19 protein-coding genes and 1 riboswitch are annotated in these 25401 nt (G+C 45.7%); of the genes, 12 read left to right on the plus strand and 7 right to left on the minus strand.

What is annotated here, in order from left to right:
• Window positions 1-9: 9 nt before the first annotated feature.
• Window positions 10-1632 (minus strand): hypothetical protein, encoded by a 1623-nt coding sequence (locus ACLSSO_RS05135; RefSeq protein WP_413944804.1) that lies wholly within the window; start codon window positions 1630-1632, stop codon window positions 10-12.
• Window positions 1632-3440: a hypothetical protein gene (locus ACLSSO_RS05140; RefSeq protein WP_413944255.1), complete on the minus strand. Its 1809-nt coding sequence runs from the start codon at window positions 3438-3440 to the stop codon at window positions 1632-1634. The genes ACLSSO_RS05135 and ACLSSO_RS05140 overlap by 1 nt, the downstream gene beginning before the upstream one ends.
• Before the next feature lie 115 nt (window positions 3441-3555).
• On the opposite strand from ACLSSO_RS05140, the gene greB reads away from it, so the two are divergent.
• From greB to ACLSSO_RS05155, 3 genes are all read left to right on the plus strand, one after another.
• Entirely contained in the window at window positions 3556-4032 is a 477-nt protein-coding gene (gene greB / locus ACLSSO_RS05145; protein WP_295902261.1) for a transcription elongation factor GreB, read from the plus strand.
• Between the two features lie 119 nt (window positions 4033-4151).
• On the plus strand, window positions 4152-4664 hold the full coding sequence (locus ACLSSO_RS05150) for a DUF3465 domain-containing protein (protein ID WP_413944256.1): 513 nt from the start codon (window positions 4152-4154) through the stop codon (window positions 4662-4664).
• Window positions 4652-5629: a YheT family hydrolase gene (locus ACLSSO_RS05155; RefSeq protein ID WP_295902267.1), complete on the plus strand. Its 978-nt coding sequence runs from the start codon at window positions 4652-4654 to the stop codon at window positions 5627-5629. The genes ACLSSO_RS05150 and ACLSSO_RS05155 overlap by 13 nt, the downstream gene beginning before the upstream one ends.
• Here ACLSSO_RS05155 and ACLSSO_RS05160 read toward each other — a convergent pair.
• Window positions 5609-6358, minus strand: a complete 750-nt coding sequence (locus ACLSSO_RS05160; RefSeq protein WP_413944257.1) for a glycosyltransferase — start codon at window positions 6356-6358, stop codon at window positions 5609-5611. The genes ACLSSO_RS05155 and ACLSSO_RS05160 overlap by 21 nt on opposite strands.
• On the opposite strand from ACLSSO_RS05160, the gene ACLSSO_RS05165 reads away from it, so the two are divergent.
• From ACLSSO_RS05165 to ACLSSO_RS05175, 3 genes are all read left to right on the plus strand, one after another.
• Window positions 6349-7830, plus strand: coding sequence for a flippase activity-associated protein Agl23 (locus ACLSSO_RS05165; RefSeq protein ID WP_413944258.1), 1482 nt, complete (start codon window positions 6349-6351; stop codon window positions 7828-7830). The two genes, ACLSSO_RS05160 and ACLSSO_RS05165, sit on opposite strands and share 10 nt — an antisense overlap.
• A 2-nt stretch (window positions 7831-7832) precedes the next feature.
• Entirely contained in the window at window positions 7833-10055 is a 2223-nt protein-coding gene (locus ACLSSO_RS05170; protein ID WP_413944259.1) for a transglycosylase SLT domain-containing protein, read from the plus strand.
• A 69-nt stretch (window positions 10056-10124) separates the two neighbouring features.
• A complete protein-coding gene (locus tag ACLSSO_RS05175; RefSeq protein WP_413944260.1) occupies window positions 10125-11702 on the plus strand; it encodes a LysM peptidoglycan-binding domain-containing protein in 1578 nt (525 codons plus the stop codon).
• A 91-nt stretch (window positions 11703-11793) separates the two neighbouring features.
• Here ACLSSO_RS05175 and ACLSSO_RS05180 read toward each other — a convergent pair whose 3' ends face one another.
• The 3 genes from ACLSSO_RS05180 to ACLSSO_RS05190 form a co-directional block, all read right to left on the minus strand.
• Window positions 11794-13419, minus strand: a complete 1626-nt coding sequence (locus ACLSSO_RS05180; protein ID WP_413944261.1) for a hypothetical protein — start codon at window positions 13417-13419, stop codon at window positions 11794-11796.
• Window positions 13420-13626: 207 nt separating this feature from the next.
• The gene (locus tag ACLSSO_RS05185) at window positions 13627-14712 is read right to left on the minus strand and encodes a hypothetical protein (RefSeq protein WP_413944262.1); all 1086 of its coding nucleotides are present in this window, start codon (window positions 14710-14712) and stop codon (window positions 13627-13629) included.
• A 1-nt stretch (window position 14713) separates the two neighbouring features.
• Window positions 14714-16468: a hypothetical protein gene (locus ACLSSO_RS05190; protein ID WP_413944263.1), complete on the minus strand. Its 1755-nt coding sequence runs from the start codon at window positions 16466-16468 to the stop codon at window positions 14714-14716.
• Between the two features lie 127 nt (window positions 16469-16595).
• On the opposite strand from ACLSSO_RS05190, the gene ACLSSO_RS05195 reads away from it, so the two are divergent.
• The 6 genes from ACLSSO_RS05195 to ACLSSO_RS05220 all read left to right on the plus strand — a co-directional run bounded on the left by ACLSSO_RS05195 (window position 16596) and on the right by ACLSSO_RS05220 (window position 24477).
• A complete protein-coding gene (locus tag ACLSSO_RS05195) occupies window positions 16596-17165 on the plus strand; it encodes a hypothetical protein (protein WP_295902288.1) in 570 nt (189 codons plus the stop codon).
• Window positions 17159-18358: a PilW family protein gene (locus ACLSSO_RS05200; protein WP_413944264.1), complete on the plus strand. Its 1200-nt coding sequence runs from the start codon at window positions 17159-17161 to the stop codon at window positions 18356-18358. The genes ACLSSO_RS05195 and ACLSSO_RS05200 overlap by 7 nt, the downstream gene beginning before the upstream one ends.
• Window positions 18342-19688: a hypothetical protein gene (locus ACLSSO_RS05205; RefSeq protein WP_413944265.1), complete on the plus strand. Its 1347-nt coding sequence runs from the start codon at window positions 18342-18344 to the stop codon at window positions 19686-19688. The genes ACLSSO_RS05200 and ACLSSO_RS05205 overlap by 17 nt, the downstream gene beginning before the upstream one ends.
• A 12-nt stretch (window positions 19689-19700) precedes the next feature.
• On the plus strand, window positions 19701-20381 hold the full coding sequence (locus ACLSSO_RS05210; RefSeq protein WP_413944266.1) for a hypothetical protein: 681 nt from the start codon (window positions 19701-19703) through the stop codon (window positions 20379-20381).
• A gap of 25 nt (window positions 20382-20406) precedes the next feature.
• Entirely contained in the window at window positions 20407-23496 is a 3090-nt protein-coding gene (locus ACLSSO_RS05215) for a beta strand repeat-containing protein (protein WP_413944267.1), read from the plus strand.
• Between the two features lie 156 nt (window positions 23497-23652).
• A complete protein-coding gene (locus ACLSSO_RS05220; protein WP_413944268.1) occupies window positions 23653-24477 on the plus strand; it encodes a hypothetical protein in 825 nt (274 codons plus the stop codon).
• Here the strand turns inward: ACLSSO_RS05220 and ACLSSO_RS05225 are convergent, their stop codons facing one another.
• Window positions 24478-24798, minus strand: coding sequence for a KH domain-containing protein (locus ACLSSO_RS05225; protein ID WP_295905656.1), 321 nt, complete (start codon window positions 24796-24798; stop codon window positions 24478-24480).
• 228 nt (window positions 24799-25026) lie between these two features.
• Window positions 25027-25109, minus strand: a riboswitch (cyclic di-GMP riboswitch).
• Window positions 25110-25401 lie beyond the last annotated feature (292 nt).

The raw sequence follows: 25401 nt of genomic DNA on the forward strand, positions 1-25401 counted from the left end.
ATCTCCAGGCTAGAAAGCCCACTCCGCAAAAATGTTTAGATAGTTTCCGACGATAGTGGACTCGTTCACATCGCCATCCACGGCAAAGTTGTCAGGACGAGGCACGGCATTGTAAGACATTTTGTCTTCACGACGAGCATAACCGACAAGGCCTGTGAAAGTCGGGGTGAAACGATAACTTCCTAAAAATCCAAATTGAGTTGAAAGCGCCGGACGCAGCGGTTCTCCGTTAGGTGTGCTAATTTTCAACAATGACATGTACAAGTGCGCGTTGATTTGCAACCCCAGTTTTGGCGTGAGAGAGTACCAATACTCTGCGCCTACATGCGGACCCGCCGATGTGATTTTTAAGTCTTGCGATTGCCCTGAGAAAGGATCGCCGACAGTTTCAGGAAGTTCCTTGTAATAAGGCCCCATTTGGAAACGCACTTCGCCGCGGTCTCCGATGATCTGTCTATAAACGGCGTTGACCTCTGCCGAAGCAAAGGTCTGGGTTTTTCCATTAAATGTGAAACCGCTTAAATCTATAATACTTAAAAATCCCCACGGCGTGTTTGGATTAAACCATCCTAAACCCATCCGACCTGTTCCGCCCATGGCACTGTAGGCGACAGCCGAGTTCTTTTCGGGATTGCTTCCGCGGAACTGCATTTCTGTTATCAGATAACTGGCAACGGCATACCAACCTGTCACGCGATCAATAGATTTTCTAACAAGAGCGGTGTATTCCGCTGCCGGAGAACGATCTCCATGACGAACAGAAAAACTTTGTTTTGCAAGAGGAGAACTTGGGCGCATGTCCGATTTTGCACGTACAGCCACTTGGTATTTTCCACCGGGCCACGTTTCATCAAACGGCAGGGTGTCTTCCTGAGTGTTCTCAATGACTTTAAACTTTTCCCATTTTTTTGCTTTTTCATTGAGTTTCAAAACGTAAACATCATAGCGAGAAGCATAGTCCGGACGAGTCCATTTGATTTCGCGCACGAATTCACTTTCAGGTTTTTCGATCTTCGGATTTTCAATGCCTTTACCTAAAACTGAAAATTGCCCTACGGATGTCGCATCACTTTGAATGCCGTCTTTATTTGCGGCCGACACTTTCCATGTGTAGTTCATCGCTACGGGAAGTTCGACTTTGATATGCGTGTCGTTCAAAGTTTCTGAAACTTGCGTTTTTCCGTCCTCTGAAGTCAAAGTGAATTGATATTGGTCAGCACCACCCACGGGAGCCCATTGGAAATCCATTTTCACTTTGTCAGATTCTTTAGAGACAATACGTGAACGGGAAGCCGGGAATTTTAAGACAGCTGTTTCAAGACCGACGTTGAATTCACTCGGCGGACTCCATTCACCAGGAACACCACGATAATCGCGGGAACGCAATTTCATCATGTATTTTCCCGGTGCTAAGCGGCCATTCCAGGCAGCGTCTTTCACTTTGAAAGTAAAAGTTTTGCCTTTGCCATCTTCTTTATCGTCTTCTTTGCTTTGTGAAAGTTCGATTTCATAGGATTTAGCACCTTCAATAGCTTCCCACTCAAAGTTCACCAAACGACGAAACGGCGCCGCCCAGACCGCTGCGGTCCAGAATGTGAAAATAAGAATGAAAAGCGAAGCGCTCAATCGCATCAATTTACCTTAATCTTCTTTAAAGTCGGCGCGCGAACGTTGGATTTATCCGGCACAAGAAGTTTGCGCACAGGACCCGGTTCACTCGAACGACCATAAGAGTCTGTTGCCGACACTTGAACTTCGTATTCACCCGGCAAAAGATTTTTTAATGCTGTCGTGTTATTCGTATACTTACTTCGTTTTAATTGTTTTCCGTCTTTACTGATCGTGAGCCAATATTCTTTAGCTCCTTCGATCTTGGACCACTCCAATTGGGATCTTCCGTCCATTGAAGCTTGCAACTGACCTTCGGCAGGAACAAAATCCGGTGCTTGCAGTAAAGGCAACGGAGCCACCGTCAAAGTTTGCGATGTTGTCGTGCCAAGAACTTGACCGTCTTTATTTAACGCTTCAATGGAAGCGATGTAACGACCTGGTTTCGTCACAGGTGTCGTAAGTTTCGTGTCTTTCACTTCAACACTGGAGGCCGTCGCAGGATCTGCGTTTTCTTCCATCAGTTTCACGCGCCACAAAGACACTTGGTCTGCTTTATCGACTTTCCAACTCAAACCCAAACGTGGAGACTCCACATAGTATTGGGTCACTTGCGTTTCAGGAATTGTGAAATTCACTTGCACCGGAACAAGTGGAGGGGGTTCCAGTTTAACTTGTTCTGCTGGTTTGACAGCGAACTTTTGCACCTTACCCAAAACGGGTTTGTCAGAGTCTGTGTAATAAGAACTCATACGCCAGTAATAAGTGCCAGGCTTTAACGCAGGAACAACGAAACTTTCTTCTTTCGAGAAATTCTGCGACGTTACTTTGTTTTTTAAGTTAGCGTCACTCCAAACTTCCAAAGTGGTTTGACGAGTGTCGTCTCCTTTTTGCCATTTAAAGGTCATATCAAAAGGCGTCGTTGTCGCTGGAATCTCTGCATCTGCCGTCGGGAAGACGACTGTCGGAGCATAACGGGCGACGACTTCTGTTTTATAGATCGGGCTTTCGGCGACCACTTTCCCTTCTTTGGATGTCGCTACAAGTTTCCAGTAATGACGCCCGAAGGGAAGTGAAGCCATGGTTTGATTTTGATTCAAAGGAGCTTTTACAAACTCTTTGAGAAGTTTACGACTTGGTCCCACCCACAAAGACACTTGTGTGCTGGAAGGGAAACCCTGCCACTGGAATGGAATCGGTTGCAAAGATTCGGCATCCATCGCAATAGGTTTTGCGGGGGATGGAGTCAAAATGCGAATTTCAGAAGATGTCGAAGTCAAATCTTTGCTTTGACCGTCGTTGCTTTTAATAGAAGCTTTACCTTCCAAGACTTGGACATCGACAGAATTACCGCGGCCTTTTGATAACGAAGCAGAAGCTTGCGAGAGATCGACTTTTCCATTCGCTGAGTTTAAGACGAGGCCTGGAGCACCGGCTTCGGCACCACCGGCTTTCGCATTGACGAACAAACTACCTTCCATCAAATCGAGAGCGATTTCGCCTTCGGATTTTTTAATCACGATAAGCGACTCTGGCTCCAAATCCAAATAACGATCTGAGTCGACAAATTGAATGCGCACTTCACCGCGCTCACTCGTACGAATCGCTTCGCCGTTGTACAAAGGCTCACCCGTATTGACGAGTTGCCATAGCAAGCGCGAAGCAGGACGGCGTTGAATATCTTCAACAACTTTGCCTACATACGCCAAAGGTTTTTCATTTCCGTGGGATGAGATGCGATGATCGGAGGATTGATACCAATACCAGGTCACAGCAAAAACGGACGACGAGCTGAGCGCAGCGATAAGCAATCGTTTCCACTGTTTTTTCATCAATTCCTCCTCCTGGTTTTTTCGGAGAAAATGTCGGGATATTTAATAGCGCTTAAGTCCAGGTCCGAGAGAATGTGGAAGATTTGTTCGGGCAGATGGTCTAGAGTCTTGCGATATGGACAATAACAAGAACTACATTACGCCCGAAGGTCTAGCAAAATTGAAAGCCGAGTACCATGAGCTGATGCACGTGGAAAGACCGAAACTTGTTGAGGTTGTGGCGTGGGCTGCGAGTAATGGCGACCGCTCCGAAAATGCAGATTATCAATACGGCAAACGTCGTTTGCGCGAAATTGATCGTCGCGTGCACTTTCTTACAAAAAGAATTGAAGACGCTGAAATAGTGGACCCTAAAACTATGAAAGGGAGCACTGTTCTTTTCAGTGCCACCGTGACGTTAGCGAATGAAGATGGCGACGAAGTGACTTATCAAATTGTAGGTGAAGACGAGTTTGATCCTAAACTTGGAAAGATTTCTTGGAAGTCTCCGGTGGCCAAGGCGCTATTAGGAAAAAAGCTCGGAGATGAGGTTCGAATAGTCAAACCCGCCGGCGAAGAGTTCGTAACTATCGAGAATGTCGAGTATAAGTAAAATTTTCAGATTCTGTCAGGGTTCCGCCGGTTTTTATACATTTTTTGAAACTCGTTATGCATTAGAGATTGTATTTGTCCGCATTATTGAGGAGACTCCTCCGCAATGGAGGGGGATCCATGAAATTTGTTGCGAATTACGCACTAGCATTTTTAGCATTCACTGTTGTTTTTTCTTCTTTCAATTCTGCCGAGGCAAAACGCCGCAATCGCAAAGAGCAAATCGAAAATTCAGATCAAAGTTCAAAGGAAGATTCTTCTTCTCAAGGAACTCAAGCCGTCGATAACAACGCGAATGACTCTGATATTGTTCGGGCTGTTAACGAACAACGCCGCGTGAACTTTGTTGAAGGTGGCGGCATGGTTGTGACGAAAGTTTTGCCTGACGACAACAATGGTTTAAAGCATCAAAAATGGGTTGTGCGTCTTTCTAATGGAAAGACCATGCAGGCTGTGTATAATTCAGACATGTGCCCTCGCGTACCGGTTAAAGTAGGTGACGTGGTTGCGATGGGTGGAATGTTCCTTTGGACGAACACAGGAGCGCTTCTTCACTGGTTGCATCACGATCCTCGTGGCAATCGTCCAGACGGATACGTTTACGTCAACGGGAAGTACTATTGCAAAGATTAGAACTGAATCCATGTAAAGCACCTTTCTGGGCCGACAGCGGTCACAGTCAGACTTTATGGGCTCACTTCTTAAAATCTCCCGAACTTACACATCTCGGAAATAATTTTGAAGTCGATCTTCCTGACGGGGATCGACTTTCTTGTTTTTATCTTCCGGGTTCTTCAAATTTAGTCATCAGTCTTTATCACGGCCTTTCCGGTGACGTTCACGCCGATTACATGCAAAGAACTGCTTTGCTCTGTCAGAAGATGGGACACACGGTGGTGCTGGTAAATCACCGCGGAGCGGGACCGGGATCCCCCGCCGCGAAACACCCTTATCACTCAGGCCGCGCCGAAGATATTTCGAAAGTTTTAGAAAAATTAAGAGTGATGTTTCCGAATAAAAAACAGATCACAGTGGGTTATTCCATGAGCGGAAACATTGTGCTGTGTTTGTTAGGCGGGTATCGCGGCAGCGTGAAGCCTGACGGTGCTGTTACGATCAATGGTCCGTTGAACTTGTTGCGTGGCTCACAACTTTTAAAGACCGGTTTTAATCGTGTGTATGACATGCGCTTTGTTTTGCGTCTCCGTAAAACCATTGAAGACAAGTATCGCCAGGGTTTGATTTCAGAGCGCTACAATATTCCGCCGTGGTCGACGGTGTGGGATATGGATCAAATCTACACAGCGCCAGCTTCGGGATTTAGAGATCGTGAGGACTACTACAACAGTTGTTCCTCGATTCATTATCTTTCACAGATCGATGTGCCGACTTACGTGCTGACGGCGCAGGATGATCCGTTTGTTTCAGTTCACGATTATTTAAAAGCGCCGTTTTCAAAAACCACGCAAGTGCACATCGAACCGCGCGGAGGACACCTTGGTTATTTGACAGGAAAACCAACGGTTCTAGGCTCGACACGTTGGATGGATTATTATCTGTTCGAAGCTTTTAAAGCTTTAGAAAATACTTTGTCTTAAGAGATGCCAACGTTCTCGCCAGTAAGAATAAGACGCGGATGTTTTCCCCGAATCATAAATCGGAATTTCTATTTTCTTTAGGCCCGCTTTGGCGATTTGCTTTTGCAATGATGGATTCAGATACCAGCCCTTTAAGGCTTTCGGGAAATCTTTGATTTGCAACCACGCCTCTTTTTTGATTCCACCGATTTCACAAAGAGAGTCTGAAATGTGTTTCTCGCGTTCCTGTAAAATGCCGTTGAAAAATCTTTCGAGATGATGACGGCGAGAGTTTGAATTTAAAAACGGACTGTCTTTCTTGCTCAGTCTTTGGCCCCAACAAACATCCAGCGTCGGCTCGCTCATCAGGTTTTGCAAAATTTTAAAAAGATCTCCCAAGGGAGTTGCAGTGACAGGATCAGCAAGAACCAGATAGTTTCCCGAAGCTTTATTCAAACATTGGCGCAGGCTTTCTGCGCGGCCGAGGTGGCGTGCATTCGGCACAAGCGTAAGGCGTTCTCGTTCGCCGGATTCTTTTTGCGCTTGCTCTAAGAGCCGTACGCAATCTGAGGCGCCTTTTTCAATCACGGCCACAAGCTCATAGTGCAAAGGAAACTTTTGAAAAAAGCTGCGCAGATCTTGCAGAAAAGGGCCGACAATAGCGGCGTCTTTATCCAAATAGATCACGAATGAACAATGCGGGGTTGACACAGAGGATTCCATCTTTACGATAGGTAACAATGAAATCATCTAAGGTCACGCATTTCTCATGGATTCTTTTGTGGTTCGCCTTGCTTTTTCTGGCAATGGTCACACGATTTTACGACCTGGCAAACAAGCCTATCCATTTTGATGAAAGCATTAACGGATGGTTTGTGATGCAGATGCAATCTGTTGGATATTACAAATACGATCCGAATAATTATCATGGCCCTTTGTATTTTTATATTTTGCAGTTTTTTGAATTTCTCTGGGGACGCAGTCTTGAAGTTTTGCGAGCAGTGCCCGCCGTTTTCAGTGTTTTAAGCGTGATGGTTTTTTCTTTTGGCGTTTTGTCGTCAAAGCCAGCGCAACGCTGGATGATGTTTTTTATTTTAGTCAGTCCGGCATTTTTATTCTTCGGTCGCTCAGGCATTCATGAAATGCCTTTCGTTTTTTTTCAAATTCTCTTTGCGCTGGGTTTCTTGCGATGGTTTGAAAACGCCGACGACAAAGCCTTAGGATTGATGCTTGTCGGTGTCTGGGGCATGAGCACGCTTAAAGAAACTTTTGTCATCACGCTTTTTGGATTTGCCTTGGCTTTCCTGTCGTTGGGACCTCAGCAATGGCGCGCTCTTTTGAGTAGAAACAAATTAAAACAGGCGTGGACCCCACGTTTGACCGTGCTCAGTGCGGTTTTGACTTTATTATTTGTACAGCTTTTCACAGGGTTTTTTAAAAATCCTTCAGGCCTCGTAGATTTTGTGAAAGCGTTTTTACCTTGGGCCAAAACAGGTGTTGAAGGTAAAGGGCACGAAAAAGTTTTTACTTATTGGTTGCAAGTTTTTTGGGAAGCCGAACCTCTAGTCCTTTTGGGAGTCTTAGCAGCTTTTTGGGGATTGTTCTCGAAAACAAAAGCTCTTCGCGCCATGAGTGTGTTTTCACTTTCACAGCTTTTCATTTACTCCGTCATCCCTTACAAGACCGTATGGTGTGTACTTTCTTTGGTGTGGGGATTTTACTTTGTGCTGGCCTTCGCTCTTGCTGAAGTCAAACGCTTGCGCTGGTTTGTTCTTCTTTTGTCAATCGTCGGAATAAGAAGTGCCTACACATCTGTGTATCAACATCCGATTTGGATGGATCATCCTTATGTGTACGTCAATTCCACACCGGATCTTACGACGCTTTATAAAGTCCTTATGGAGCAAGCCAAAGCTCATCCCGAAGTGCTTCAGGGACCTGTGCAAATCGGAATGAAAGAACAGTGGCCTTGGCCGTGGCTTTTGCGATCTTTTAAAAATTTTGATTACAATCTGTGTTCGAAGCATTTAAATGAAAATGCTTTGGTTTATTTTTGTGATTTGTCAGCCGCTTATGAAGTTGACCACGCCGTGAATGAACCTTACTGGAAGCTCACGGTGATACTGCGACAATCCAGAGAAGCTTCGCTGATATATTTAAAAAAATCAGCCTTTCCGGAAGTTCCCTTTAAAGAAGCGGAAACTGTGGGTGAAGAGGAGTAGGAATGAAAAAAACGGTGACAACACTGACGGTGCTTTTTGCGGCCTCTGCCGGAGCGCAGGTGCAAAAAGTGGATTTAAAGAAAGACCTTTCTGCAGCTCACGTTGTGGACCTTTATCAAATCACGGGGAAGAAAAATAAAACTCTGGCACCGTTGTCACAGCTTAAGGATTATGAAATTCACTTAAAGTGGCAAGAGTGTATTGCGTTGGCCCCAAAAGTTTTCGCGGCTCAAAAGGAACTGCGTGGTTGGGTCGGGCAAACGTGGCTTCATTGTTTAGAACAAGGGCAAAAGAAAAAGAATGACATGGCGGCGATGGAAAAAGCATTGTCGATTTTAAGCACTCACAAAGATCTTTTTAAAGAAGGTCCTTGGGCTGATGATTTAGCAAGCCGTTGGGTTTCGTTGCGATTAGATCAACTGGAAGCACAAGTGCAAAAAAAAGAAGCCAAAGCAGGAAATGCTCTGGAAGAACTTCTCAGTGAGCCGTTTAAATTAAGCAAAGAACAAAAATCACGCGTTTATCAAGCCTTGGGCGATTTGGCATTGGCAAAAGTGAATTATCACGAAGCGCAGTTCCTGTATGAGGAAGCGCAAGATCAAAAAGATTCTAAGTATCTTCAAGAAAAGTTAGAATTCTTAGTAAAAGCCCGCGGGGAAAGCATTTCACCGAAAGTCGTCATTGAAACTCCGGAACTGGGTGGAGAAGAAGTTAAAATCGAAGAACGTCTTCGCCAGTCTTTAAAGCAAAATGACTCTGTGGCGGCTTTAAAAGATGCGATCACAGTTTTAAATCAATATCCTGGAAGCCGATCGGCTCGTCGTCTGAAAGACAAGCCTTTAGAGATTTACAACTCCTTGGCTGAAAAATTGGCGAAGGTCAAAGCTCTCAATGAAATGGAAGAAGCTGATAGCAGTCGATTGTTGGATTGGGCACAGAACCTGCACCGTCGCGGCGATTATGCGGGTGCAATGTCTTTAGCTCAAGCGGCGGCAGAAAAAAGTCCGATGTCTCCACAAATTCCCAGTGCTTTGTGGATTGCAGGGCGCTGTGCTCACTTCTTAGGTCAGTATGACCGGGCGTTAGAGCATTTTCAAAAATTGATCACTTACAATAACGGTTCAGATGAAGCGGCAGAAGCTCTTTTCCGTTCCAGTTTGATTTACTATCGCAAAAAAGATTTTTCAACGGCATCGGCTCTGCTGGAGCGTCTTTTACTACAGGGACGTGATCGTTATGATCTCAATGCGCAGTACTGGTTGATTCGCTCGTTGCAGGAAACAAATCCGGAGCGCGCAAAACAAACAGCCGCAGCATTGATCGAAAAGTATCCGTTCTCTTATTATGGTTTGCGCCTTCGTGCGGAATCACAGGACGGAAAACTCTCTTGGCCAGATCTGAAAGACAAACCGCCAAAGTTGCAGACAGAATTTTATCTTGCAGGAAATCAGAAAAAATCATGGCAGCGTTTTAAAAAACTTTCGGATGCAGGTTGGGTGAGTGAAGCGCAGTCGGAACTCTCGGCACTTCCACCTGTTAAAGATGCCACGGTGAAAGTGTCTTTGGCTGAAAAAATGTCTGAGCGTCAGCAATACATGACAGCGATTCGTTTGATCAATGATGCTTTGGAAACAGATCCGAGTTTGCGTCGAGAGCAATTTGTGAAGCTGGGGTATCCTGAAGTTTTTGGTTCTTTGTATCAAGCTGAGGCGGAACGCTACGGTGTGCATGCTTCTCTGTTGCGAAGTCTTACTCGTCAGGAAAGTGCGTTTAATCTGCGTGCGGTCTCAACATCGAATGCTTTAGGGTTGATGCAAATGATTCCGCCCACAGCGCAGGAAGTGTCGAAAAAATTAGGACTCAAAATCGAATTGCCGGATGATATGTTCCGCCCTGAAGTGAATATTCCCATGGGTTCGTTTTATATTTCCCAGATGTTAGACCAGTTCGAAAACAACGTGCCTTTCGCTCTAGCAGCGTATAACGCGGGACCCTATCGTTTGCAAACATGGCTTGAAGGAAGAACTGAGGTGAGCGAATTAATCGCAAAACCCAGCAGCTCTCCTCGTGATGAAGTATGGTTTGATGAACTTCCATGGACAGAAACAAGCTTTTACGTGAAGGCGATCTTGCGCAATGTTTTGCTCTATCGTCTAGCGGAGGAGAGCAGTTTCACTCTAAAACCCGTCTTATGGCAGGATTTGCTGAATAAAAAGGCAAAATAAGGGAGATGTTTTATTGAAAAACTCCTCAGGGCACTGTAGCCTGAAATCTGTGTCGGAGGAGAGGGACTCATGAGGAGACTTTTTACATTGAGTTTGGTCCTGGCCTTTGTGGCGGGATGTGCGCACAAGAACGTAAGCACAACAGCAGCCGGAGGTTCAGAAGGAGCCAATGCTGAAACGGAAATCAAGGACATCAGTTCCTTCCGTTTGTCAGACCCCGAAGGGCCCAAAGTGGTCGATCAAGAATTGGAATCAATCCCTACGGAAGTGAATCCTCTTGTTGAAAAATGGATTGCCTATTTCCAAGGTCGCGGTCGCCCGCACATGGAAAGATATTTAGCACGTTCTACACGTTACGAAAAACTGATGAAAAAAGTTTTGCGTGACAACGGACTTCCTGAAGATCTTTTTTACATCGCGTTGATCGAATCTGGTTTTAGCTCTCAAGCAACATCGCATGCAGCGGCTGTCGGTTACTGGCAGTTTATCCGCGGCACAGGAAAACGTTATGGTCTTGAGATCAGCGCTTTCGTCGATGAACGTCGTGACCCTGTTTTTGCCACCCAAGCAGCGGCAGAATACTTCAAAGGTCTTTATAGCGTTTTCGGTTCTTGGTATTTGGCAATGGCGTCCTACAACGTGGGTGAAAACCGCGTGAAGCGCGAAGTGATGAATCACTACACGCGTGACTTCTGGGAGCTTGCTCGTAAAAAACGTTTGCCAAAAGAAACAATCAATTACGTTCCTAAATTCATCGCAGCGAAAATGATCGGTAAAGATCCAGCGAAATACGGATTTGACGATATTGATTATCTTCCACCGATTGAGTTTGATCACATCACTCTAAAGCAACCCGTGAACCTTCGTTCCATGGCTGAAAAATTGAATTTGAACTATGAGGATTTCAAAGCCCTCAATCCAAAGTTCAAAGGAGAAGTGGCAACGGTTAAAGGTGAAGAGTTGATCTTGCGTATTCCACCAGGAACAACGGAAGCAGCAACAGTGGCAGCAAATGAAAGTGTAGTCGCGAATGTTCAATTTATCGCAGACTCTGGTGACACTCAGGCCTACCGCATTCGTCGCGGTGATACTCTGAGCACGGTGGCTCGTAAGTACCGCACGACAGTCGCGTATCTTCGTGATCTCAATGATCTTCCGCGCCGTAAGCCATTGCGCGTGGGTATGAGAATCTACGTTCCGGATCGCACTCCGATCAGAGACCGTACTTCTGTGAATCGCTCTATCGTGGCTAAGAAATCTGCTCCTGCTGACTCTGGTATTCAAAAAGTAAGTGCCACAGTGAGTGCTGATGGCCGTTACTACATCGTACAATCCGGTGACTCTTTGTTCACGATTGCTCGCAAGTATTCAACAAGCGTTTCTGAGCTTCAGCGTTTGAACAGCATCAAGCGTGGTCGCACATTGAAAGTCGGAATGAAATTGCGTGTGCCAACTCCAGACAGTTCTTCTGTTCGTGAAGTGGCGAAAGCAAAAGTTCACGTTGTTAAAAGAGGCGAAAATCTTTCTGCGATCGCCGCGAAATACAATGTGTCGATGTCAGACATTAAGCAAAAAAACAAAATCCGCAATCCTGCTTCTTTGGTTGTCGGATCACGCATCGTAATTCCCTCTGAATCAGCACAATAAAAGTGCCGGGGATTTTTTACAACCATAGTGCATAAAAAAAAGGGACTCACCAGAGTCCCTTTTTTATTTGTCTTTGTAGCATTAGACAAAATTAGAAAATCACCAATTTAATGCTGTCTGAAGCAGATAGCTTGATGTTCTTAAAGTTGATTTTGCCATCATGAACTTCGTAAACATTGGATTTCAACTTCACGATCGTTCCGTCAGCGTGAGAAAGAATCACGTCGCGGATTTGTTGATCTTCCGGAATCGTTAAATCAAACTCCTGCGATACGTAAGTCGACGCAGCCGCAATTTCTTCAAAAGCATTTGTGAAAGTGTCATCGCCCGGGCAGATCGAGTAAGTTTTAATATTAAATGGTGAAAGCTCAGAGAGTCTTACTAGCGAATCACCATTGGACTGACCTTGGTTCAAAGCACAAGCCTGACCTTTGATGTTTGTGACGATGGACATAAAGAAGTTACTACCCATCTTGGAGGCCGCTAAGTCTTTTAAGAATGACTCAGCCAATGTAGGAGCGCTGTTTAGATAATACTGGGCGCGGGTCACTGCGCCTACGAAATACTGCGTGTTCGAGCGGCACGCTTGAGTGCCAAGAACACCGGTATATACCACCGCCATATATTGCATCATGTTCGCACTGCCACGGTAAGGATTCACGCAGTAGTCGACAGCATTCTCACTAGGCAAAGAAGTCGAGAATCCGTAAGTATAATTTTTGTATTTGCAGCTCGCCACGTGCGCCGAATTAAAGAAGACTTTCGTGTTCACTATGAGAGTCGTGGTGCCAACACGGGCCGCAACGGATTTGCTGATGGCATTGGCATCGTCCGCCGCGCAATTCTGGCCTTCCATATTCTCAACACCACGGATAATAGAGCCAACACGGTCCGTGAAAGTGAGGGCTTGCACAGTAGATTTCACGCCGTCTCTTTCTGTGTAACCTTCGCCGACAATTTCATATTCAACCATCGTGCGGCTGTAAAGATAAGAGCGGAACGTTGTTAGTGTGTTCACGGATTCTTTCTTACAGTGGTTAGCGGCACTGTAGTTGTCTTCGTCCGTCAAAAGAAACACCACAGTTTTTTCGTTTTCACTTAACTTCGCCGGAGTTTGTGAAAGGAACTGGATCACGCTGCACAGTCCGGATTCCTGATCGATGCCGCCGATACCGACGCCTTTGATGGCTGATCTAATTTTGTTAAGAACGGTTTGTCTGGCGGTTTCAGAGTCCGTGGGATTTAAAACAAAATTAGTCGGATTCAAAGTACCGAAGTTCAACTTCGCAACTTGATTCTCCGGTGAGCCTGTCAGCTCAGCGGCTGTTTTGACGTAGGTTTCAACGCCGTTGTTAACCATGCCGTAGCCCATAATGGTGTTAGTGGCATAGCTTGAAGTCGTCAAAAGATGAACAGTAACTTTTTTGCTGGAAAGACTTGTCAAAAGTTTATCGGCTTTTTCCGCCAGAGCTTCTTGCGATTGTTTCATTGTGGCCGAGTTGTCGATCACAAGGACCAATTGAGTCGAAGGATACTCTTTGGACTCTTCAGGTTTTAAACTCACGACCTGAGCGTTCGGAGGCAAATCGCCGTAAATATTGTATGCGGAATTTGCATCGATAGAAAATTGCAGACCATTATTGGGCGCGCAGTTTTGAAAGAACGTAACGTTTAAAACAGAAAGAGCCACAAGCAAAGCGGCATTTGATTTCTTCATGTCATTCCCCCGAACACAAGAAGCTATGTTTTTAAAGAATACCATTGTTCGCTCGAGAAACTCAGTTTTTCTGTCGGCGGCTGATCAAAATAAGATGTCTATTAGTTCGACGCCGTCTTAGCCCAGTGATTCTGCGGAGCTGTCAATAATTCATCGGATAGACGGCGGTAAAGAAGAGATGTTCCCTGTCAAACTTGCGAACGCTTTCTATACTTCCTCAATATGAAAATGACGAATGGCCTCTTTAATCTTTTGGATGAGGATGTTTTTTTCCGGCGTGGCGGTGGCCTTCTTAATCTCGTTGCGACGGCCATTGTAGAGATAATACAAGTAGTCTTGCAGAGTTTCCTCGGTAATCTCTTTATGAGACGAAGCCATATTGCGCAGTTCTTTTAATTGTTCTGCGGCGAACGCCAAAGTCGTGATGGCGGCGTTTTCCGGTTTACGCAATTCGCTTTTTTCAATGTGATAGTGCTCCGTGATCACGTCGGGAATGTTTTTGATCTGTGTCGGACCGCGACTGTTTGCGCTGGTGTCAAAACCATTTCCTTTAAGAACCGAAACTACAACGGGAGCTGTTTGTTTTAAACGGTACTTCCAGCTTGTGCCATAGTCTGTTTCCGGCGAAAGTACGCCGAAAGCAAATTCCGCCAGCATATTGTATTCGTCGTTTTCGATTTGCAGAAGTTCCATCAACTTCTTTTTTTCTTCCTGCAATGCTTGGACATATTTCCTTGTAAAACGGTCGGTGAAATCCACCGACATCTCGCTGTTCTTCGCAACAACGTTTAAAGGCGAGTAGTTAAAGGCCGGACGATTTCTTAATACTTGAGCTGCACCGAAGGTCAGTGTTTGATTGCGAATGCGGAAACGGTGATCCGTGGATTCCGGCAAAACATAAATCGGGGTGCCTGCGTGCAGACTGAAATTTCCCAAAAAGAGCGCATGAACGGAATCATCTTTTTCAGCTTTGCCATAGTGGAACGCTTGTTTTGCACCGGAATAAATATAAATTCCGGCGCCGCCTTTTTCCAATTCATCACCAGGATAAACACGGATGGAAGCTTTGCTCAAAACTTGGTTTTGTTCGCCAAACAATATCGCGGTTTTTTCTTTTTTATTTATCACCACATATTGTGACGTCGCCCACTTGCTGTGAAAGTATTTAATCGCGGCAAGATCGCCTTGCTGATTGATTTTGTTTTTTTCTTCAAAGTAAGTGCGGAAGTCGCCCGAGGCCCAAGCCCATGAGGATGTGAAAACTAAAACGATGGAAAAAATAAGCTTCATCATTTTATTGGCCTCGCTCTGAAAGAGTATCGGCGTCATCGCCAGAAGTATCTGGCAATGCTCTCATATTTCTGCGGTTGGCTTCTTGAGTTACGGACTTGGCAGATTGCTGATAGAGGTACAAGAAAAAGCCTCGAGCTTGAGTCACGATGTTTTTATCTTTAACAATCACGATCTGTTCGTTATTGCTTTCGGCATTTTCACTTGGATTAAAGGACGTACCTAAAACCGCCAAAGAGTCTTCAGGGAAAATAAAGACCTTATGATGAATTTTAGAGGTCGTCTTGACGCTCGAACCGTCTTCCAATTTTAAATGTCTTTCGCCGTAAATCTCAGGAGCCGTGCGAATAGTCTGCTGCAGGTTCGTCACGCCCAAAGCGCCAAGGGCACTAAGAATAGGGGCCTCTTGATCGACAAGATATTTTCCTGATGTCAGATCTTTCTTAAGGCCCGACAAAGAAAGGAAGACGCTCCACTCGCGCATGGCAAAGGGTGTGTCTCCGACAGAGCGGAACTCAAACGTTCCACGCTCTTCCATATCTCGCTTCGCTCTTTGAAAAAGAGCATCTTGAATCTGCTTTGAAGAAAACGCAAAGTGCACGGCTTCAATAGGACCGTGAGTGTTTAAGATCAACGGAACGTAAATGCTTTTATTGACGTCACCATCTCCACCTTTTGGTGAAAAGGAAAGAACAATGTAAGGCGTCTCTTGAGCATCTTTTTTATCACCAAAGATTTTAAAACTTCCACCTATCGGGTACTGACTTTGTCCACGGATTTTAAATTCCAAAGTTTTACGAAGCTCCGCTTGTGTGACTTGCGCGGGCAAAGTTCCCAAAATAATCAAAGCGTGGTTGGCGTTAGGAATGGAATAAATCGGCCTTTTTTCTTTGGGAATATCGACAAGGTCACCTTCGGGACCAATGCAGCTTTGTGTAAAGTTGCCAGATAAGAAAAGCACGGCTGCGCGAGGACCGAACGGATCGCGCACGATAATTTTTTGGTGATTCAGACCGACAGAATTAACGGCCACGGTTTTAAAGTTTTCACTTTCAATCTCTGAAAGGAAATCAAAAATCTTTTTGACTTCAGGTCGAGTGGAAATAGTTCCGGCGTCGATACCACCGTGAACCTTCACACCTTTTTTGAGATGGCGATTTTTAAGGGCATCTGCAATCACTTGAAGATCAAAGTCAAAAACATTGTACCAAATTTCTTGTTCAGCTCCGTTGATAAAATCCACAACGACTTTACGAAGATCATCACCGCGCACCACACTTTTTGGATCATTCAAGTTGCGCAAGTGAGGATGATTAACAAACAAGCGCATACCCTTGTATCCCGGAGCATCTCCCGGCAAAGAAAGCACGGCAGGATTGTTCGGGCTGGCGTAAGCTTCGATTTGTTTTTGAAAATCAGGGGACTGCACCAGATTTTTGAGCTGAGCCTTGACGGTCTTTAAATACTCCGCGTAGGTCTCGGGTGACTCAGATTGAGACACGGCCAAACGAGTCGTAACCTGTTCAATGAGCGGCATGTATTCCGGTTTGTTTTGCAGAATGAAAACGATCTGACTTTGCGTGAGAGGTTGAGGCTGCTGCACCAAAGCCTCGTTAAGCGCTTTATAAAGGTCTTTATTCGACATGACTTTGTAGGTGAGATCAAAGATCTTCGCATAGTCATAGCTCTGAGCCGCAAGGCCCGAAAGACTTAATAAAAGAACAAATAAAAATGAAACAAAGCGGGATGTTTTCATCATCCTGCTTAACAGAGCAAAATTCCGGCCTCTTCAGAGGAGATATAGAGGTTTTTACGTCAGGAAATCGACAAAGAAGGTTCGGAGGTAACAAATATAGTCACTCTGAGCGAACAGAAAGAAGGGCCAGGTGCCTTTACTCGAAATCTTGAATTGCATAGTCTTATGGCACATGCACGTTTTTAGAAACAGCGGCGGGCTGACCATTCTTGAGAGCCTTGTTGCCATCCTTGTAGTCTCCATTGCTACGATGGCGGCGGCCGTTGTATTTAACAACTACTGGGCCATCTCCTCGGATCTCTCGCGGGAAGGAAAATCCAACGATCTTTCCGTCACGATTTTTACGGATGTCTTTAAGTCACCCCGTTATAAAATCGCACGGCTTTGCAGTGACAAGAATGCCTGGGAACAACGCACGAGCAGTCCGTGTGAAGCCATCAGTCTAGAGACAGAAAAAGTGGGAGTGCCCATCAATGCGGAAAATATCAACGACATTCCCGCTATGGGTGAACTTCTAGGAAAGAACTTGGCGTTTTTTATCGGGCCTCACTATGCCTCTCCAAGCTGTATTGATTTAATGTATTGCAAGTACATCGTCGCCAATCAGCTCTTGGAACTGTCATTTAATTATTATTATTTTTCTACGAAATCACAAAAACTGGAATTTAAGACTGTGAAAATTCGGAGGGGACCGTGGTGAAAAATCAGAGCGGTTTTTCCTTGATAGAAATTCTCGTGGCTTTGGGTGTAACTCTGATTGGAATTTTCGCCATTTCTTCCGCATTTTCAGACATCACGAAGGATTTCAATAAAGTTTTTTTGAATCGGTCGATTAAAACGGATGCGAATCTTCTGATGGGTTTCTTGCAAAGAAATATGTTGAGATCCGACGTTCATTTTTACGCCTTTGCCGGGCAGGTGACGGGCCTTCCTTTAGGGCGCTTGGTTATTCCCTACGAAGGAAAATGTGCAAGCCTCACGGAAAATTGTGAAAATTCGACGTCGTATCTTTGGGTGTACGCCGATGTCAAAAGTCCGTCTCTGCCAATCATCTGTCCTTTGGATGAAAAGACTCTTCTCATTGATTCTTCAGTCAATGACTTCGGAAATTTAGAAATTTCCGCGAAGGCCGCCCTGGTCAGTTCTAATGGCACGCAAATGCCGGTAGGTGAAATAGATCTTTCGGTGAATACGGTGATCGCTCTGACGGATGAACCTAATTCAGTGTTATTCGCAATCACCGGAAGCGTGCAAAAATTCGATCCACAATACAACGCCGTAACGGGAACTTACGGTGAAGTTCGTTATGCCAACAATTCGGATTGTCTTAAGTATACACGGGATAAGTCGCGACTTTATACGATTTCTGTCAAACCGTTTTTAGTTCCTGATTCGGGAGCGGATACTCCGGATGCGACGACGATTATCAATGCAATGGGGCGCCCTCCGATGAAGCTGTCTCCGGTGCGTTTGATGAGCACGGGAATGGACCACGTTGAAAAAGAGCTGAACCTGGTAGTGAGTGACTGCGCGTTGCAAAGCGGAGATAAAATTTCATGCACCAAGGTTTTTCTTAGAACGGAGGGTGTTGTCAGTGTGCACGCCCAGCAGATTTTCAACAAACCATTTGCGGGTGAAAAGGAAATTCGTTCCGTGGCCTTTTCAAATATTTATTGTGATACATCGGGATGTCAGGTGTTGAGCGTTCCGTCGCCATTGCCGGTCGCACTTTCGGGGGAGTCCGACGGTCAAATCGTGAAAAGTGCCTTTTCTTTGGTGAAACAGGAATACATCCACACCATTAGTTTTTATTTGCAAATCAATCGTGATTACAAAACCGGAACGACCAATGCTCCACTCGTCAACGAGGTTTATCATGTCAGCTCGTTCTGATCAGCGGGGAAATATTGTTTTAAGCCTGATTTTGGTAGGAGTGTTAGGAATCATCGTGAGTGCCGTAGCGGCATTGATCAATGATCAGATCAAGGAAGCCGTACGCCAACGGCAGAGTTCCCAGCATAGGTTGGCATTAAGCTCCGCTATTGAAACTTTTATGGTGGCAGTTCGCTTCGCTGAAGCAAAGTACATGATTGAAACCCGACACTGTGACGATGCTCGTCTGTTTCTGCGTGCCTTAGCCGAAGGACATCATTGCTCTCAGCTCGGCGGGAAAAAATTGACGACCTTCACGGTGGACGATCTTTCGGGGCTAACTTTGGAAGAACGCAGTCTTTTTACTTACGGCGAGGATTGGGAGATTCAGGAAACTTCCCCTGCCCAAGGTCCGATGACTCGCAAAGTGATGTCCGTGAGCATGGATCGTATGCAGGTCGATTTTTTCTACAATAACACGTTCACCTCCAAAGACCGCGCGGAGTTTAATGCCGTTCTTTATAACAACGGCGAAAGAATCGCGAACAATCGGTTTTCTTTGTTCACCTCGGACTCTCCGAATCGCATGCATCTGGATTCCGGGGATCTTAAGATCGTGCAGCAATATCCCACTGCCAACGATGCCTGTCGCAATCAAATGTGGTCTAAATATCGGCAGTACTCCGGCACCTCGTGTGATGAGGTCGCAAACCTAGGCGGTGGCACGGGAGTCGCTTTTTACCGAGGGGATTTTTTTGGTCTGCGTACTAACGACGGTCAGATTGTCAACTTTCGCAATCTCAATGGTAGCTCCTACCTCGTCACGGAAAATGGCAGTTTGAATGGCGTTAAGGTTTTTCCCGAATATAACAAGGAAGCTTTTACCAATGTCGATGATATTGAAATCTTAGGCGAAGACGCCGGTGAAGATCAGTTGATTGCCGTTCACGGTGGAGGCGAGGGAACGGTAATAAGTTATCTGAACACGACGACAAAATCTTTGGTTCCGATTTGCAAGCTCGGTCAGATGGGATGGGCCCAGGGATTTTCTGGAATTGCAGGCACCATTGGAAGCCACAGTTTGATTTTAGATTCTTCAAACCCTTCAGCAAGTGTCTCGACGTTTCTTTTAAAGTCGGATTCAGGAAAACTTCTTTACGTCTTAATCAAATCAGTCGCGACGTCAGAGGACCTTACGGGACTTGAACCTGAGTTCTTAGTCACGCAGACCAATGGACGAAAATTTATATGCGCAGGTTTTCCTGATACCTACGAGCAGGACATTGAAAACACACGAACGCTCGGCCTGACCCGCGGAAAGCAAGTCAGCAGACCCTATTATATTTTTTAAAGAGGAGTTTCTATGGGCTTAATGAAAATATTTGTTCTCATCTCTGTGAGTTTGCTGAGCCGGCAAAGTTTTGCCAATCGAGTTTTGATTTCTCCACCGTTGGATTTGATGTCCTACCATGATTTTAGGAAAGATGTTTGGGAGGGGGCGACCCTTTTAGGAGAGGGAACTCCGATCATTTCTGGCTTCGTCGTCAAAGTAACATTATCGAATCTTTCGAAACTTCCGCAGACGGGAAGTATTTCGTTTAATAACGGTTCTGGAAATTATGGAAACAACATGTGTTGTCCCGCGTACAGTATGAATACCACCGTTGTTATTTGTGGCAACGTGAGTGGCACAAAAACCAGTGCTAGCAATGGTCCTATTAATAACTATACCGGGGAGGGAAAGTGGTCCCTGGCTCCGAACAGTTCAACAGTGATTTCCATTGTTGGCATGGGCGAAGGAACTTATGGAAATCCCATTGGCCCAGCGAAAACTTTCGCAGCGAGTATCACTCTTTCCGGCACTTTAAAAATTACGGTGAACGAAGATCGCGGTGCGATTCAGGGATCAATTTCGACGTATCCTAATTCTTCTTCCGGAGGATCGTATTGCGGGTATTCGTGGAATAACATGATGTACGGAAAATACATCAATGTCAGCGGCACGGATCAAGTGATTCAACTGAATGGCGGAAGACCTTTTTAACTCTTATCCTTGAATGGAACGTGGGATGAATCAAAATATTCAGGTAAGAATCTTAAAATCTGTCTTATTGTTAAGCTTCGTATTCTGTGATTTCGCATATGCAAGCCCGCTGAACCTGACTTATCAAGGGCGTATTGTAAAAGCGGATGGAGTTCCCCTTGAATACTCCAATGTTAGTTTTCTTTTTGAGATCGCAAATCCAACAGGAAGCTGCGTGGTTTACCGTGAACAAGTCGACGGCGTAAATATGGTCGGCTCTAAAGGAGTTTTCGACGTCCCTATTGGGATGGGAACGCGATTGTTTCCTACTTCACCTATATATAATTTTGCAACGGCTTTTGAGAACTCCACGACTCACAATTGTTATGGGGGTTCCACATTCACCGCCTTGGAAAGTGACAACCGTGTATTGAAAGTACAATTTCATGACGGCACTGGATGGAAACAGATTAGCCCGATGAATGTCATCCGCTCCGTGCCGTATGCATTGTCGGCTTTTTCCGCCGTGAGACTGGGAGCAAAAACGGAAAATGATTTTGTCATTAAAACGGGGATTCCGACTTGTGTCGCGAATGAATTTTTAAGCTGGAATGGAACGGCCTTAGCTTGTGCCCCCGTGAGTGGAGCCAGCGGCGGTACAGTGACAAACGTAAGCTCCGCTAATGGTTACGTCACAATTACCAATAACACTTCAACTCCTCTTGTGACTTTGAATGTTGGCACGGTCGCGGGAACAATCGCTGCGGGTGATGATTCTCGTTTTACGAATTCACGCACACCGACGGGACCTGCCGGTGGAGATTTAAGTGGCACTTATCCAAATCCTTCCGTAGCGAAACTTCAAAATGTGGTCGTTTCTAATACAGCTCCAACTTCAGGTCACTTCTTAAAATTTGATGGCACTCAATGGGGAAGTTCTGCAATAACAACAAGTGATATTACAAATTTAAATGCGGCATTGAGTAACTATCATACGGTGGCTGCCTTTAATACGGCTGTGGTCAATGCAAACTGTGCAGCCCATCAGACTCCATACTGGAATTCGGTTTCGGGATCATTCCAATGTCAGTCGATCAACGTGTCTCTGGCGGGTGATGTGAGTGGAACGATTGGTACTGTTTCTGTTAATAAGATTAAAGGTGTTGATGTTGATACAACGGGATTAACTTCGGGCCAAGTTCTGAAATATGATGGAACGAAGTGGGCTGCGGCTAATGATTCAAATGCTTGGGGTACTGTCACAAACATTGCGACTGGTACTGGATTGAGCGGCGGGCCTATTACAACGACCGGAACTATTTCTTTAGCAAACACAGCTGTGACTGCAGGATCTTATACTCGGGCCAACATCACTGTCGATGCTCAAGGTCGTTTGACGGCCGCAACCAGTGGGGCTGCTGCGAATCTCGCAACTGAAGTCACCGGTATTTTACCGATTGCAAATGGCGGTACGGGACAGGCAACAGCAACAGCGGCCTTCAATGGTCTTTCACCAAGCACCACCAAAGGTGACTTGATTGTTCACGATGGCACGAATGATATTCGTTTGCCGGTTGGAACAAATGGACAAGTTCTATCAGCAAACTTGGCACAAGCTTCTGGCCTTCAATGGATCACTCCAACAAATGGAACTGTAACTAATGTCACGGGGACTGCGCCGATTGTTGTTGCAACAGGTTCAACAACTCCTGCCATTTCCATTAACGATGCGACAACATCGACGAAAGGTGCTGTGCAGGTAGGAGCTGGTATTTCTGTATCGTCAGGAACCATCAGTGCAGATCCAGCAAACTTCCCTTCTGCTGTTCCTGTCTCTAAAGGGGGTACGGGAGCAACGTCTCTCACGGGCAATCGATTGATTGCCTCTAACGGAACAGGAAACGCGTTAATAACATTTAACTGTACTGTTGGACAAATAGTCTCGTTTGATGCCACAGGTATGATGATTTGTTCTTCATTCGCGACAGGCTCCATTTTTGTTAATGGCGGAAATTCTTTTGCGGGAACGGCCACTCTCGGAACGAACGACAACTTCCCCTTAAATTTTGAAACCAATGGCACAACCAAAATGACAATCCTTGCCGACGGCAGTGTCGGAGTCGGGACGGCGGGGCCTCCGTATCCTTTTACAGTTTATAAAGACCTTGGCGTAACTGCGGGTGAAAAAATTCTGTCGCATTTTGCACAGTCAAACGCCGCCGTTCCAGGTGTAGCGATTGCGTATGATAGCGACGGAGCTGTTGGCACAAGAGCCCGTGTTCGTTCTTCCAGTGGATTTCCTCTTGACCTCGGAACTTTTTCTGCACCTTCTGCAATTTCTATTACAAGTTCTGGAAGCGTTGGTATCGGTACTACAAATCCTGGATCTTCTTCATTGACTGTCGCAACTGGTTCAGGACAGTTCTCAAATGGAATACAGGTTCTGGCGTCCACACACGCAACGTCGCGACGAGCTTCCGCATCAATCGACGATTGGGCGATTGTTCAGGATATTAACGGGAATGGCACTAAAGACTTTGCAATTTATCAAGGATCAGCGGCGGCTCATCGAATTTTTATCAACACGAGTGGGAATGTCGGGATTGGTGCAACAAGTCCGGGTGACAAGCTGCAGGTCGATTCATCGAGTTCTGCAGGCCTTATGCTGAATACTACGGGTGGAGCTCCTCGCCAAGCTCATGTACGATTTGCCGACGGCGGTGCGAATAAGTGGCAGTGGCGTTATAATCCTGGGGATGGTGATAGTTTACGAGCTTACAGTTTTACTCTGAGTGCTGATGTCATGACGATGACAAGTGCTGGTCGCGTCGGCATTGGAACCACGAATCCCGCGACTAAACTAGAAGTAGCAGGTACGGTGGCGGCCACTTCTTTCTCCGTCGGCCCTCAGATTGTTAACAGCACATGCAGTAATGCCGCAGCGAATTCATGTGTAGCAACGGCGACTTGTCCCGCGGGCAAGACTCTTCTTTCTGGCGGCTTTACGACATCTTGGGCAGCAGCACAAGTACTTGCGTCTTATCCCTCAGCGGGGAACGCTTGGAGTTGTCAGTTCTACAGTTCGTCGGCCCTTGGCCCACATATCTGTTATGCTCTCTGTGCTAATATTCAGTAAATGTTTGGGTAAAAGAATGACATTTCTTGTCTCGCGTTCAGAGAATGCACTCAGGCCGCTCCAAGCGCACTCTCTAATCTCGCATTTAAATCAAGCTGGCTGAAAATGGCCAGGGTCTTCGTTTTGCATCGGATTTAGGAATAAACGGAGCCCCTTATGCAATTGAGACATATATCCATGGTTATCGCTATTCTTACTTTAAGCCTCTTTGCAGAAGGAGCCGTGTCGCCTGTGGATTCTGTCAGAGAAAACTCCTGGGGCACATTCCGCGTCGGAAGTCGTTACGTTTTGAGTCGCATGACATTGTTGGGAAAAGAAGAACCTAATCAAACAGAGGCTCAGAACAACTCATTGACCTTGGATCGCGGAACTGAGTTCGAAGTTATTGAAAATTTCAAAGGCAGTGACGGACGGGAACTCGTGCGTATCGGTTTGGATGTGGAAGAAGATTACATGAGTGATCTTCCGTCCGATCTTTGGGTTGATGCTCGTGATTTGAATCTTGGTCAACCACAGATGATGAACGCGCAAGAAGGTCTCTTTCAGGATGTCAGTTCCTATGATGAATATGAAGTGGCAGGTCCTGCGCAAAAACGGAGAGGTCGCCGTACAGGAGGCAGCCGTGGTGGTATGACCTATTGCTACCGTAACGTCAAAAAACGTTTGATGTCTCAATGTGGTGTGGATGTTTATCTGCCAGGAGCCGCCGCTTATCAGGCCGAGACGATTTTACCGCAATACGGTTTTAAAAAAATCTCTGCTGATTGGAGCAACTATAAAGATCTTCCGGTCTGCACGGTTTGTGTGTCCTCTGGTGGAAGCAAAAATTGTGGAACCAAGGACCGTTTCCAAGCTTGTGGGGACGTCGCGATGAAGGTGAGTAAAGCAGCTCGCGGCGGGTGGCATGGATGGAAGCCTCGCATGGACAGTCCTATTCTTGGAAATCACACTTCCTTAGGCTGTTTTTATAAAGAGCCTTAATTACTTAGGAATGTGGGGGACTTCAATAACCGCTCTAAACCCTTGTCGGGAACAAATAGCAAGGATGATTGTTCGTAGAGCCGTGATGTTTTTTCCTCCGACGCCAAGAACTTTTCCAACGCAATTTTTATTGAAAGATAATTTATAGACTGTTGTTTGGTCGCCGATCTCAATATCCGCAGTAACAGAATCCTGATCCATCTTATCAACCATATTCTTAACCAAAGACTCTAACAGAGTTCGGACATTCTCTCGACAAGCCGTTAAGTCGTTAGAGGAGGTACCAAAGGAAGGTTTCTTTGTGACAGGAATGGATCGCAATCGTATGCCCTTCTGTTTTTTTAATTTATTGGAGCATGTTGATTTCGTGATCTCAAAGAAAAGTGAAGGAGTCGTGATAGGATCTTGTGCGCTTTAAGAGTGCTGTTCAAAAAAAAGTGCTTGCGAGGAATCGTCAGTGATAACTCGCAAGCTAAGGGGAATGAAACCAATCCTTGTATGTAATTGTTCCTTCCATATGCACACCTCTGATTCCTCAGGTGACTCACCTTTGGCAGCTGGCTGGCGTGGTTCGCACCGACACCCCTTTAGCTTTGCGTCCCGCCGTTTCCGACGGTTTGCCTTGAGGCAAAGGAAGGATCTAAATCCTAACGAGTATAACCCTAGGAACCTCCTTTGAGTTATTCTTGATAGATCCAACCAGTTCATCGTTTTTTAGAGAGGCCTGAACCCAAAACCTCTTGGTAGCAATCCTGGTGATTTGCACGTCACTTCGGTGGTTCATCATGATGATCGTGAATTCGATTTTTCATCCGCGTCCTCCTGTAGCTTGGCCCTAAAAGCTTTCACTTACCCGAGGTAAGTCTCCCGAGCCATGTGGTTTCAACTCTTTCAGGATAACTCGACCAAAGTTTTATTTTCAAT

Source organism: Bdellovibrio sp. HCB-162 (assembly GCF_047344985.1).
GTDB lineage: Bacteria > Bdellovibrionota > Bdellovibrionia > Bdellovibrionales > Bdellovibrionaceae > Bdellovibrio.

Coding starts and splice junctions, on each gene's coding strand:
- ACLSSO_RS05150 (WP_413944256.1), top strand. CDS start 4,152: ATGAAATTTGTTGCGAATTACGCACTAGCATTTTTAGCATTCACTGTT.
- ACLSSO_RS05210 (WP_413944266.1), top strand. CDS start 19,701: ATGGGCTTAATGAAAATATTTGTTCTCATCTCTGTGAGTTTGCTGAGC.
- ACLSSO_RS05205 (WP_413944265.1), top strand. CDS start 18,342: ATGTCAGCTCGTTCTGATCAGCGGGGAAATATTGTTTTAAGCCTGATT.
- ACLSSO_RS05220 (WP_413944268.1), top strand. CDS start 23,653: ATGCAATTGAGACATATATCCATGGTTATCGCTATTCTTACTTTAAGC.
- ACLSSO_RS05160 (WP_413944257.1), bottom strand. CDS start 6,358: ATGATTTCATTGTTACCTATCGTAAAGATGGAATCCTCTGTGTCAACC.
- greB (WP_295902261.1), top strand. CDS start 3,556: ATGGACAATAACAAGAACTACATTACGCCCGAAGGTCTAGCAAAATTG.
- ACLSSO_RS05215 (WP_413944267.1), top strand. CDS start 20,407: ATGAATCAAAATATTCAGGTAAGAATCTTAAAATCTGTCTTATTGTTA.
- ACLSSO_RS05175 (WP_413944260.1), top strand. CDS start 10,125: ATGAGGAGACTTTTTACATTGAGTTTGGTCCTGGCCTTTGTGGCGGGA.
- ACLSSO_RS05165 (WP_413944258.1), top strand. CDS start 6,349: ATGAAATCATCTAAGGTCACGCATTTCTCATGGATTCTTTTGTGGTTC.
- ACLSSO_RS05135 (WP_413944804.1), bottom strand. CDS start 1,632: ATGCGATTGAGCGCTTCGCTTTTCATTCTTATTTTCACATTCTGGACC.
- ACLSSO_RS05190 (WP_413944263.1), bottom strand. CDS start 16,468: ATGATGAAAACATCCCGCTTTGTTTCATTTTTATTTGTTCTTTTATTA.
- ACLSSO_RS05170 (WP_413944259.1), top strand. CDS start 7,833: ATGAAAAAAACGGTGACAACACTGACGGTGCTTTTTGCGGCCTCTGCC.
- ACLSSO_RS05180 (WP_413944261.1), bottom strand. CDS start 13,419: ATGAAGAAATCAAATGCCGCTTTGCTTGTGGCTCTTTCTGTTTTAAAC.
- ACLSSO_RS05185 (WP_413944262.1), bottom strand. CDS start 14,712: ATGATGAAGCTTATTTTTTCCATCGTTTTAGTTTTCACATCCTCATGG.
- ACLSSO_RS05140 (WP_413944255.1), bottom strand. CDS start 3,440: ATGAAAAAACAGTGGAAACGATTGCTTATCGCTGCGCTCAGCTCGTCG.